Annotated in this window: 9 protein-coding genes; 3 read left to right on the top strand and 6 right to left on the bottom strand. The window is 64.9% G+C overall.

Features of this window, described 5'->3' with window-relative positions:
• From G6N38_RS19130 to eccA, 6 genes are read right to left on the bottom strand one after another with little or no spacing between them, the layout of a single operon-like run.
• Positions 1–288 (bottom strand): WXG100 family type VII secretion target, encoded by a 288-nt coding sequence (locus G6N38_RS19130; RefSeq protein WP_163749644.1) that lies wholly within the window; start codon positions 286–288, stop codon positions 1–3.
• The gene (locus tag G6N38_RS19125; RefSeq protein WP_163749643.1) at positions 288–581 is read right to left on the bottom strand and encodes a WXG100 family type VII secretion target; all 294 of its coding nucleotides are present in this window, start codon (positions 579–581) and stop codon (positions 288–290) included. The genes G6N38_RS19130 and G6N38_RS19125 overlap by 1 nt, the downstream gene beginning before the upstream one ends.
• Before the next feature lie 56 nt (positions 582–637).
• Complete coding sequence (locus G6N38_RS19120) at positions 638–946, bottom strand: PE family protein (protein WP_163749642.1); 309 nt, start codon at positions 944–946, stop codon at positions 638–640.
• Positions 943–4,890 carry a type VII secretion protein EccCa gene (gene eccCa / locus G6N38_RS19115; RefSeq protein ID WP_163749641.1) on the bottom strand — a complete coding sequence of 1,316 codons (3,948 nt, stop codon included), beginning with the start codon at positions 4,888–4,890 and terminating at the stop codon, positions 943–945. Before eccCa ends, G6N38_RS19120 begins: the two co-directional genes overlap by 4 nt.
• A complete protein-coding gene (eccB, locus tag G6N38_RS19110; RefSeq protein WP_163749640.1) occupies positions 4,887–6,392 on the bottom strand; it encodes a type VII secretion protein EccB in 1,506 nt (501 codons plus the stop codon). Before eccB ends, eccCa begins: the two co-directional genes overlap by 4 nt.
• Entirely contained in the window at positions 6,389–8,203 is a 1,815-nt protein-coding gene (eccA, locus tag G6N38_RS19105; protein WP_163749639.1) for a type VII secretion AAA-ATPase EccA, read from the bottom strand. Before eccA ends, eccB begins: the two co-directional genes overlap by 4 nt.
• A gap of 348 nt (positions 8,204–8,551) precedes the next feature.
• Between eccA and G6N38_RS19100 the strand changes: the two genes are divergently transcribed.
• The 3 genes from G6N38_RS19100 to G6N38_RS19090 all read left to right on the top strand — a co-directional run bounded on the left by G6N38_RS19100 (position 8,552) and on the right by G6N38_RS19090 (position 11,866).
• Positions 8,552–9,253: a YcnI family copper-binding membrane protein gene (locus G6N38_RS19100; RefSeq protein ID WP_163749638.1), complete on the top strand. Its 702-nt coding sequence runs from the start codon at positions 8,552–8,554 to the stop codon at positions 9,251–9,253.
• A gap of 2 nt (positions 9,254–9,255) precedes the next feature.
• Entirely contained in the window at positions 9,256–10,791 is a 1,536-nt protein-coding gene (locus G6N38_RS19095) for a copper resistance CopC/CopD family protein (RefSeq protein WP_163749637.1), read from the top strand.
• A 505-nt stretch (positions 10,792–11,296) separates the two neighbouring features.
• Positions 11,297–11,866, top strand: a complete 570-nt coding sequence (locus tag G6N38_RS19090; RefSeq protein WP_163749636.1) for a (2Fe-2S)-binding protein — start codon at positions 11,297–11,299, stop codon at positions 11,864–11,866.
• The last annotated feature ends 403 nt before the right edge of the window (positions 11,867–12,269 follow it).

Raw genomic sequence — 12,269 nt, 5'->3', positions numbered from 1 at the left:
TTAGCCCCACTTGGCGCCTTCAGCCTGATCCCTGGCCTTCATGGCAAGGGTGTTGGTTTCGTGAGTGGACGCCATCGCGCGGTAGGCGCGCACCAACTCCTCCATCGCGGTGTTCCACTGCGCCTGCCAGACCTGATAGGTCATACCGGTGTCGCCTTGCCAGGCTCCCTGCAGTGCGGCCTGCTCGGCACTGATGTCGGCACCCACGGCTTGTAACGTGCCCGCGTAACCCGCCATATCCCCGGCATGACCGAGCATCGCCGGGTAGTTATACATGATCTGCGACATCACACGCCTCCGTAGCTACTGGCCGCGGCGGCATCCTGCGCCACGTAGGTGGCCCCGGCCTCGCCGAGGTTGGCTTGCGCGAGATCGAGCAGAGTGTTCACCTTGGCGGCCGCTTCGGCAAATCGAGCATGCGCGGCCTGAAAAGCAGCCGACGCTTCGCCCGCATGGAAGGCCTGTGCTGCCATCGCCTCTTGCTCGGCCTGCGCGATGGTGCTCCGCATCAGCGCCGTCTTGGCGCCGAAAGCCGATTCGGAAGCGATGAGCTGCGGAATGTGCGCATCGAGAAGACTCATGTCATTCATCTCCAATCATGAGGAATAGCAACTTGGTTCGACTCCAGAGAACTCGGTCAACTCCCCCTCACGCCGTAGGACACTGCTGCCTGCGAGTCCGCAACGGCGTAGCTGATGGCTGACTGCTCGACGCCTGCGCCTGCACGACCCAGTTCGAGGACTCCATCGCCGGCCGCGGCTACATGCGCGGCACCCTTGATCGCACAATTGGCCGCGGCTTGCAATGAGACCGCGTCTGCCGCCGGCGGTATCACTGCGGAAATGAGCGGTGCCGCCGCGGTCTGAGTCGCGGCCAATCGCGCGGTCAGAGCCTCGACCGCCGCGCCCGCTGCCATCAAGCCTTCAGGAACGATCCGGAGCGTCATGACAATGTCCCTTCTTCCGAGTCGATACGCCCGACCCGAGTGCCGATCAGCGGGTTGACGAGCTGAACGAACGTCGACGTGTCGGTGTCATCGAGTAGCACTGCACGTCCCGGCACCAATCTGGTGAACCGGTGGCCGCGAATCTTTGCGCCGTCCTGGGGGTTTCCCGACAACATGAGAGTCGTGGCCTGTAGGTCGTTCAGGCGCCGCAGCAGAGGGTTTGTCATCAGCAGGTGAGCTGAGCCCGATGCCCGCGCTGTGATGATGACTCGCAGCCCGAGATCGCCGGCCTGCGCGAGCAATCCGAGAATCGGCGTCCACGGTCGGTATCCCGCATAGGGTCCCGACAACGCGGGTCCATCGGGTATCTGGTCGACGTCGTCGATGACGAGGTAGTGAGTGTGACCCGTGTACGTCCAGTTCCTCAGCTCGGCGGGTGACAAGCCGGCTGGCGGTCGGCGCTGCTCGATGATCGTCGACAGTCCGAGCATCGCCGGGGCGATCCGGTCGACGTTGGCGGTGTATTCGTTGTCTGCAAACAGCGGCTCGTCGACAAGGTGAAGTCGCCGATCCAGAACGGTGAACGCAATACTGTCTGCCGTCGAGTTGTCACGCACGGTCCGGATCAGATGGCGCAGCAGCGTTGTCTTGCCGGACTTGCTGTCGCCGAACACCATCAGGAGCGGATGCTCGGGAAAGTTGACCGCCGCCGCACCCAGGTCGTACTCACGCTGACCGATGACGATGTGTTCTGGCCCCAGGTATAGCGGTGCCACTGCGGCCGGAGGCAATTCCGCCGGCAGGAGACGCACCGGCGGGGCCGCCTGTCCGGGATAGCGTGAGTTGAGTTGGGCGATCTGGCCTAGGTCTGGTTCGGCGAACAGAAAGTGCTCAGCGGCCAGGGTCAGGCCACGGCCCGGCTGGTCGTACGGCACGGACTCGGCCGGCCGTCGCAACGAACCCGTGACGCGGACATTGCTGTCCCGGGGGTCCGGTAACCGCAGTTCCAAGCGCAGACCCAACCCGTCGCGCATCGCAAGCGGCACCTCCAGCCAGTTCGGAGTCGTTACCACGACGTGAATGCCGTATGCAAGACCGATATTGGCCAGCTCAGTCACCTTGGCCAGCAGTGGATTACGGGTGTTGAATTGGTCGGTGTTGTCGCGGCTGAAGGCGTAGAGGTTGTCGATCACGAGGAACACGTGTGCATGCGGTATGCCATGGCCGGCACGCTGCCTGCTGGCCAGGAGTTGGTCGAGTTCGCCGAAGGTTCGCCGAATCCGCTCGGGCTCCAATGGCGACGCCACACTGCCGACATGGGCCAGAGTTTTCAACGCGTCCAGCTTCCCGCCACCGTAGTCGATGCAGTAGAAGGACACTTCATCCGGTGAGTGCAATGATGCCGCGGAGAGGATGAACGTCTGCAGGGCAGTCGATTTCCCAGACTTGGCGCCGCCGTGGATCGCGAAGTTGCCGCCGGCGGAAGTGGCATCGAAGAGTAGTGGATCGCGGCGCATCTCGAACGGCCGGTCGATCTCACCGATTGGCCACTGGCCGCTGTGGGGTGCCACGCCGGCTTCGGCGACGAGGTCGGCCAGCCGGATCGGCTCGTCAAGTGGGGGCAACCACAATCGTGGGGCACGTGGGCCGTAGGTGCTCAACTGGTCGCCGATGGTGGCGACGAGCTTCTTCGGCACAGCCGTCGGGGCACCGTCTGTGTCAGGCGTAACCACTACGTCCTGGTCGATCGCGACCGTCGTGGCCGTGAATATCTGAGGCCGGGGATCAGCAGGTACCACATATGATTTCGCGCGGCGCGGCGGATCATAGATGCCGTCGACATACGTGCTGCGGAATTTGATCGGGTCGGCGCCCGGTGCCGGCACCAGGAATCCGACGCCTTTGTTCTGCTTGCCCGCCTCGATGTGGTAGGCGTCTTCGACACCGATGATCTGACGCGACGCCGACGGACTGGCCACCTTCAGTCCGATTCGGTACGAGGTGTTCTTGTCGATGTCTTTGATCTTGCCCACGTCCAGCGTCTGCGACGCGAAGAGGATGTGGATGCGGAACGATCGTCCTTTACGTGCAACATAATCGAACAAATCCGCGTACTCGGGGTGGTCGGCGAGCATCAGCGTGAACTCGTCCGCGACGACGAACAGGGTCGGCAGCGGAGGGAGGTCATGACCGGCAGTGATCGCCGCCTCGTATTCGGTGACCGAGTTGAACGCGCTGCCCTGGATACGGCGCCCCGCGTCGCGCAGCAGCATCTCGCGCCGCGCGACCTCGCCACGCAGGGTGTCGGCGAACCGATCGGCGAGGGACTTCTTCTCGGCCATGTTCGAGATGACGGCCACGACCTGAGGGAACTCCCGGAATATATCGGCGCCGGCCTCCCCCTTGAAGTCGGCGTAGATCACGATCAGCCGCTCGGCGGAGTGGGTTGTCAAGAGAGACAGAAGAATCGACATCAGAGTCTGCGACTTACCCGATCCCGTCATACCAATCATCAGACCGTGCGGGCCCATTCCCCCCTCGGCCTCGTCCTTGAGATCGAAGTAGAGGGGTTCGCCGTTGGCGGTCACCCCGATCGGCACCCGCAGTTCCTGTTCTCGCGTGCGGGGCGCCCACACTGCGGGCACGTCGAGTCGAGTAGCGTCCTCTATGCCCAACAGCGATGTGAACGTGGCACCGCTCAGCGCCGCTGACCGTAGACCCGCGTGGGTGGGATTCGAATCCCAGCGCGCCAGCTGACGGGCGAGATGCGTTGCCTCGGCGGTGGACAACTGATCGGCTTGGTCGACGTAAGGCTGCCAGCCGCTGGGACCGCCCCAGCGCCGGATCGCACCGTCAACGATCGTGAGCACCGGCCGCTCGGGGTCCAGATATTGCTCTCGGTGGGGTTCGGTTTGGCTGAGCTGAACGACGGTCACACCAGCCCACCCAGCCGACAGCACCGATTGCGAAAGGTCGTATCCAGGATCGTCGATCACGACCAGCAGGTGTCGCAGGCCCTCGGAGTCCTTGTCACCGAACGCGGGACGCTCGGCGAGCACCGGCCCGATTCGCGCCACCAGCTCGTCTGTGTCGGCGGTCAGATAGCGGGCAGGACCTACACCGTCGATGGCACCCGGGATATCGACATGCGGAAGCCATTTGAGCCATGCCCATTCCTCGGATTCGAGGTGAGGACTGGCAAGTGCAATGCCGAGCAGGCCCGGGTCGTGCCATGTGACGGCCTGCGCGATCCACGCGCGGACAGCTGCGCGCCCGGTCCGGCCGTCCCCGACCAGGGTCAGCCGTGAGATCACCGTCAGATCGATGCCGGTGGGGGCGCGCCGGACCATTTGTTGGATGTCCAGCAGGCTCCGCAACGCGCTGTGCGCAACGGGCTCCAGGTCCACTTCGTCGGCCGTATCCTTGACCTTCAAGGTCGTGTCAAGCGGCACATCGTGCAGTCCCGTGCGGAGCACCAGGAAATCATGGTCGGTGGGATCACGTTCCCACTGTCGTCGAGATGCTGGAATCGATACCAGTGCAGCAGGTTCGGGATGCGACCACTCAAGCGCGGCGCGCTGGTCGGCGGCCTGGGCGCGGACGTTGTCCCGTACCACCGACAGGTAACGCAGGTAGTCGGCACGCTCGGCGTCGACTTCTTCAGTCCGCATCTTGTTGTCGTTCCCGCGGTACAACGCGGTGGCGGCCAGTAACAGAACGAAGGGAAAGAACAAGATCTGGGGCGAGATGAGACGGATTCCCGTCGCGAACAGAGCGACGACCATACCGACGATCAGGAAGACGATGAGGTACGGCAGGGCGCGCCGCAACATCGACGCGGGAACCGCGCGCGGAAGTTCCGGCGGAGCCTCGATGGTGATGGTGCCCCTGCGGACCGCCGGTGATGGTAGCCGGCGACGTGCCTCGAAGATCAGCCGACTCAACGGTTCTCAGTTCCTGTGAACACGGTCAATGCGTCGGCCTTGGACAAAGCAGGCCCAGTACCGAACAGGGTGAGCACAGACCATGGGGCTGGAGTGGCCGGCAACTTCAGGCCCAGCGCGGTGACGGTTTTGGTCAGTTCGTCTGAATCCGCGGCCTCGATCCCGGATCGCACGCCGGTGTCGGACACCCAGAACAGCGATCCGGCGGCCGGTGAAGCTTGGTTCTGGCCGACCGTCTGGACGAAGTAGCCGGTGCCGACCGGCAAGACCACCCGTGCGGCGGTCGACCTGCCTGCGGTCGCGGGCAGCTCGACCGGGTGCGCTCCGTCAGCTACCGGCAGCGTCGCACCCGACAGCAGAGTCAGCGAACTGGTGCTCGCGTTGGCGAGCATGGACCATCGCACGCAGGTGATGGGCGCACTCGCGCTGTCTACCAGGCTGACCCGCTGCTCTGGGAAGGCACTGGTGTCGAGCATCCGAGAGACCGGCATCCGCGCGATCTCGTCGGCATCGAGCCGTGGCGGCTGCTGCAGCCCAAAGGAGTTGGTGTTGCGCAACACCGCTGCGAACACCGGCGAGACAGGCTGCAGACCGTCGGGCAGCACCGCGTAGTAGAACAGCGTGCCGTCGGCACCGAAGGCAGAAACGACCGCTCCCGCGACCGCCGGCAGTGACGGCATGGACTGAGCTGGGGTCCCGGCACCGGCAATCGTTGGCGCCTGCAGTGGAAGGCCCTCCGGGATCGCGTTGAACAGGCCTGGCGCAATCACCGCGGCGGCGGGCACCGCAGCTCCGAAGCCCAAGGCTTCGGTGACCGCGCGATCGGCCAGATCGATGCGGCTGCGTCGGCCATCCCACAACAACCATGTCGCGGGCGCTTCTGAGGCGCCGTCGACAACCAGGACCGCCTTACTTCGCGGTAATGCCGAAGCGCGCGCGCCACCGTCGACGAGTTGACCCCCGATGACGGTGACACCCGGCGACACCGCATCGGTTCCGTCGCACACCGTCCAGTCCGCGTCACCGGAGTTGTTCTGCACCATGCGTTCTGGAGCACCCGGAATGCCGACCATCGCACCGCGCGGCAACGTATCCAGCGCTGCACTGCCGACCACGGTCGGGGTGACGGCCTGGCCGGTGATCAGGCGCGCGGAGGCCAGGTTCAGTACGGGGTGCAGCTGATCGCCGACCCGCACATACAGGGCCGAACTATCCCGATCGGCGAGCACGGTGCTGTTGCCGATCGCGCCATTTGGTCTCAGCAGCGAGAAGACGAAGCAGCCGAGCACCGCGGTGATGACGATCAGCACACCCATGACCACCGAACGCGATTGTGTACGAAGCGGATCGGCGATCATCCGGGTGTCGTGCAACGCCACACCTGATGCGATCCGCCACATGAGGAACCGCCATCCGGTCACCTGCTGCCGGGTGACGAAACCGCGTCGGTAGGTGACCTGATCGGGGTTCTGATTGCGCGGTGTGCGCGGCGTGAAGCTCATGCCGGCACCTGCAGCCCGAGGCCGCGCAACAGCGGGACCACCGAATTCTGCACATCGTGCGCGGTGATCGTCATCAGTTGCTCGTCGGTGAATTCTCCGGTACCTGCGTGCTCCGAATGGTCGAGGCGGAATTCCCGTTCCTCCTCGGAGCGTTCCACCACGTTGCGGACGAACCGCCCATTGCCCGCGATGTCCAGGCTTCTGCGCTCGACGCCGTTCGCGTCCGGTGTCGTCGTCGAGCCCAGCTGCCCGAACAGCATCGCCAGGTCCTGCAGCGCACGATCATCGAACATGCTGTCGCGCTGTGTGGCCATCGCACTGGCGATCTCGACAAGCTCGGCCGGCGAATAGCAGGGAAAGTCGATGCTGCGGGTGAACCGGGACCGCAGGCCCTCGTTGGTGTCCAGGAATCGGTCGAGATCAGCGCGATAGCCGGCGACGATGACCACCAGACGGTCGCGGTCGTTCTCCATCCGCGCCAGCAACGTGTCGATGGCCACCAGACCGAAATCATTCTTGGCGCCGGTCGCCACCAACGCGTAAGCCTCGTCGAGGAACAGCACACCATCGAGCGCACTGTCGATGATCGCGTTGGTCTTGGCCTCCGTCTCGCCGATGTGCTGCCCGATCAAGTCGGCGCGATGAACCTCCTTCACGTTTTCTTTCTTCAGTAGGCCAAGCCCGCAATAGATCTTGGCGACCACCCGGGCAATGGTGGTCTTGCCGGTCCCTGGTGGCCCCGCGAAGACGAGGTGGTGTGATCGCTGCGCCACGGCCAGGCCTCGCTCCTGACGCAACAACCCCATCGCGACCGAACTCTTGAGGCGCGAGACTTGGTCCTTGACCTGCTCCAGTCCGATGAATTCACTCAGCTGCTCTTCGGCTTCCGCCAGCAGCGCGGCCTTTCGCTCGTGAGCACCGGGGTCGATGAAGTCGGCTTCGCCGGGCTCGGTGCCAGGGTCCCATGGGTCGGTGCGCGCCTCGATTCGCGCAGCAGAGGTAACGATGATGCCGTACGACGGGTCCGACAGGGCGTTCTCGATGTCGAGGTTCTCCGGATTGGCGGCGTAGAGCTCCTGCAGCACGTCGGCGGCGGCGTCCTCATCACCTTGGGCGCGCAGTGCCAGCGCCTTCGCGAGGCCGCCGTCGGCGGCAGCGATCGCCAGGGGGCCCGCCAGATCCTGGAGATGAGTCAGCGCAGGCGCGAACATTCCCAGACGGGCCAGGGCAGTTCCGAGCGCGATCCGTATGGCATGTGCGAACGAGTCGTCGAGTGTGGCATCGGTATACAGCGGAGTGAGCAATTTGACGACATCGGCCCACCGCGCGGCGCGGTAGTGGATGGCGGCTGCGACCCACCGCGCCTCACGAGATCCGGGGATACGCGCGACGACCTCGGCCACAATGGCATCGGCCTCGCAAGACCGACCTGCGATGGCGAGCGATGCTCCGTTAGCCAACCGGAAGTCGTCAGGCCCAGTGGCGCGGAATGTGAGATAGAGGCCGGATTCGTACCAAAAGCCGAGCGCCGACGGCGTCAGCTCGATTCGGCGCGCCAGCACACCGGCGGTGTGGGAAGTCGTGGCAACGGCTTCGAGTACCGCCGACGCGGTGTCGCCGGCCGCGGCCAAACCCACCCAGGCGTCACACTGATCTGGTGCAAGACGGGTCAGTTCGGCGAACCCGGTGCGCGCGGCCGCCAGATCGGTAGGCCGGCGGCGGTCATCGACCGTGAGGCCCAGGGCCCGACAGCATGACCTGAACCGGCTGACGACATCCTCGTCGACCCGCGGTGCCGCGCGCTGCGTCATGGTACCGGCACCCACAGTCGTCAAAGTCGACGCTTACGTCGGGCGGTTGCTGCGAATCGTGGGTTCCTCACGGCCCTACTAGTCGGCGCGTAACCCTCAATAGTTCCAGTTGGTTTCAGGCGAATTCTTTGCCTGCCGACAGCGCTTCGACCGGCTGGACCAATCCTCACCGGCAAGTAAGTCCACCCGCTCCGTGCCGATCGAGTTTGCACTTCTGCGCGAGCAATCGTTGTCGTGGTTCACAGCAAACGTGCAGGTAAATCGGGGAACTTCCAGGCTCCGGCATCCCACTAAGACACTCAGGGCAACTGTCCGTGGCGGACAGTGCCGACGAAAGGAACGCCGCGAATGGGAAAAGCACTGGCAACTACCATCATCGGTGCGGCCGTGACGGCCGCAGGGATCGGCCTCGCCGCGCCGGCATACGCACACGTCGAGGTCTCGGGCACCGACGCGACGCAGGGCGGCTACGGCGTGCTTACCTTCCGGGTGCCCAGCGAGTCCGACACCGCGTCCACGACCGACCTGCTGGTGACCTTGCCTGACGACCAACCGATCCTCTCGGTCAGCACCCAGCCCAAGCCCGGCTGGACAGCGACCTTGACCAAGAAGAAGCTCGCGACGCCCCAGAAGGATGACGACGGCAACGAGGTCACCGACTACGTATCGACAGTCGAGTGGAAGGCGGACAATCCGCAGGCGGCCGTCCCGCCCAACCAATTCGACATGTTCAACATCTCGGCGGGTCCGCTGCCCAAGCAAGCCATGATCTCGCTACCGGCCGTGCAGACCTACAGCGACGGCAAGATCGTGCGCTGGGATGAGAGGGCCGCTATGGGTCAGCCCGAACCCGAACATCCGGCCCCGATGCTGATGCTGGCGGCCGGCACCGACCAGGGATCGGCCGCACCCGCTGCGGCTCCCGCCGCTGCAGCACCCGCTACCAGCAGCACACCGGCCTGGCCGGGCATCACCGCTTTGGTGCTCGCGATCGTCGCTGTTCTGCTCGGTGTCGCCAATCTCGTCCTGGTGCGGCGTCGCTCGTCCTGATCATGCGGCGGCTCACGGCGCTGCTGGTCGCGGCGCTGGCGTTACCGACGCTGAGCGTGATCGCCGCAGCGCCCGCGGCCGCCCACGCGGTACTGGTGGCCAGCGATCCGACGGACGGCGCACGTCTGTCGGTGGCACCCGCCCGGGTGACACTGACCTTTGACGAGCCAATCCGGCTGGTAACCAACGGCGTTCGGGTGATATCCGACACCGGCGTCCGGGTCGACACCGGCCCGACCTTGGCTGCAAACGGCACCACAATCGTCCTGCCGCTGGAGGCGAACCTTCCCGAAGGCAGCTACACGGCGACGTGGGACGTCATCTCCGCCGACACGCACGAGGTCGCCGGTTCGGTGTCGTTCGGGGTGGGCCGCGATGCTCGGGCCGGCCCCGCCGGCCTGGACCGCGCGAACCACAAAGCTGGCGAGATCGCTGCCGCGCTGGCACGCGGCGGCCAATTTGTCGGGCTGGTGCTCGGCCTCGGCATCGTGCTGGTGTGCGCCGCGCTATGGCCGTGGACCCTGAGAGTTCAGGCCACGCGCACCTTGTGCGCGGTAGGCCTGGCTCTGCTGCTCGGCGCGAGCCTCGCCGAGCTGGTGATCGTCGCCGGGCATGACACCACGATCGCCGGACGCCAAGAGTTTGTGGTGCTCGCCCGCACCCTCATCGCCGGGCTGCTGGTGGCCATCGTTCCGCGATCGATACGCGAGCCTCGGCGGGCCGGCTTCACAGCCATCGGCGTTCTTGGTGCCGCGGTGTCGGCCACGATTGCGGTAGATGGCCATGCAGGAGCCGGAACTGATGCGCTCCTCGCCACGTTGGCGACCACCGCTCACGTCTGCGCAATGACGGTGTGGCTGGGCGGACTGGTTGCCCTGTGCCTTGTGGTGTTGCCGTCGCAACACACCGACAACCTGCGACGCTGGTCGTCGACGGCGTTCATCTGCGTCGGAGTTCTGGTCGCCACGGGTTTCTACCAGGGGTGGCGGCAGGTCGCCCCGGTTGAGGCGTTGTGGTCCACGACCTACGGCCTGACGCTGTGTCTCAAGGTCTGCATCGTTTGCGTGATGGTGGTGATCGCTTACCTGGCCCGGCGCCGGCTCACACCCACTCGGTTGCGCCGTATGGTCCCGCTCGAAGCGGCGGTCGGGGTGATCGTACTGGTCGTGACGATGGTTCTGGTCGCATCCCCTCCCGCGCGGACCAGTTTCGGGCCGCCGATAACTCTGGACGCCCCCCTGGACAACGAAAGGCATGTCCACGTCGCCATCTCCTCGACACGGCGCGGACCCACGACCATCCGGGCGACGGTGCTCGATTCGTCGGGCCGGCCAGCCCCGGCGCTGTCTCTGGCCGGTACGCTGTCCAGCCGGGAAGCCCAGATCCCTTCCCTGCCAGTCGACTTCACTCTCGAGACGAATGACTGGGTTAGTACCTACGCGAGCGCACCTCGCCCCGGCTTGTGGACGCTGCGGCTGACCGTCCGATTAGGGCCAACCGACGCCATCGTCACCTCGGCAGGGTTCCAGGTCTGGTGACGACCGACCCGACTAATCAGCCAGAAGTGACCATCGGTTGATCGCAGCACATCTCGGCGTGTTCAGTGGGTGACGCACAGGGGCAAGGCTTCTCGTACACCAAAACCGAGCCGCACACTGTGCATTCGTAGCGATCTCCGACATTACGGGACATGGCTCCTCCTCGTTGGGCAGCGATGCATACCCGATCATTGTGCCGCGGTCCGCCGTCGCAGAAGTCGGAATCGCCCGCACCGCGGCCGTCCGCGTCTGGCAAGCTGATCGTGTGCCAGCACCTGCCGATATCGAGCGCGTGCGCACTGCACTGATTTCGGCCGGCGAGGTCGGGCCATATTTTAAGGTCGAACTGACTGCAGCAGAAGGTGATTGGCGCCCCGTAGCCGATCTGTGGACCGACGCGGGATGCTTGTCAGAACGTGTCGATACCGCGCGCAACTACCTGCGTTCGCGCGCAGGTTCGGAGGTCGACCTGCGGTCTTGTGCATCGATAAGTTCGCTGGGCGTCATGTCACGGCTTGTCGCACCTGCGCTGGCGACAGCGTGCCTTGCCGGGGTGGTTCCTCGACTGGACCCATACCAGGCCCGCTGGCGGCCGGTCGTGGGCGGACCTGTGCCCATCGCCTTCACAACCGTCGCTGGCACAGCGGTCGACGATGCCGACGAAGCGGCCGTTGCGTTGGAGACAACGGTGCTAGTGCCGTGCGTCGAACCCCTTCTGACGGCATACGCCGATCAATTCCGGCTGTCGACGCGCGTCCTGCGGGGGAATGTTGCTTCGGCCTTGGCCGGGGCGGCGGGAATGCTGATGCGAAGTTCGTCGATGTTTCGCATCGGCCCGATAGAGGCCGTACAGGCCCTTCTGGACCGGCCGTCACTAACCGGTGCGGGCCACTACGTACGACCGTTCGATGATCACCAGGATCGATTCTTCGTCCGGCGCAATTGCTGTCTGTTCTATCGGATACCTGGTGGCGGCACATGCGGAGACTGCGTGCTGGTCCCGGACGCTGATCGTGCCGATATGTGGCGTGCCGCGCTACGTGCTGCTGAGAAAACTGGCGAGCCGGCGGGCTGAGCCGATCGGCTCAGCCCGCGCGGCGACGCTACTTCTCCGAAATCGTCGATCGGTTCGTCGTCGCGATACGACTCACGAGCCAACCGCCGAAGATCCCGATGATTGCCCAGTAGAGTCTTGCACCGGTGTTCCCCTGACGCGCATCGCATCCTACAAAACATTGGTTGAGCTGCAGAGTTATCGCGCCCTTCTCACAGGTAGCGACCCCACCTCGCGGCGTGAACCCGCGGCGACAGTCCAACTGCGCCGGCATGATGCCCGAATCAACTAAAAGGGCCAGGCCGTTTCAGTGTGTTCACGCATCTGAGGTTGCGAACGCTCCATCGGAGTCATGACAACCGACAACCACCCGATGGCCAGCAAGATCACGGCGATATCCGCGATCAACAGCCAGGGCAGCGAC

Source organism: Mycolicibacterium helvum (assembly GCF_010731895.1).
Taxonomy (GTDB): domain Bacteria; phylum Actinomycetota; class Actinomycetes; order Mycobacteriales; family Mycobacteriaceae; genus Mycobacterium; species Mycobacterium helvum.
The sequence above is the reverse complement of the archived record's forward strand: the minus strand, read 5'-3'. Positions and strand labels throughout refer to the sequence as shown.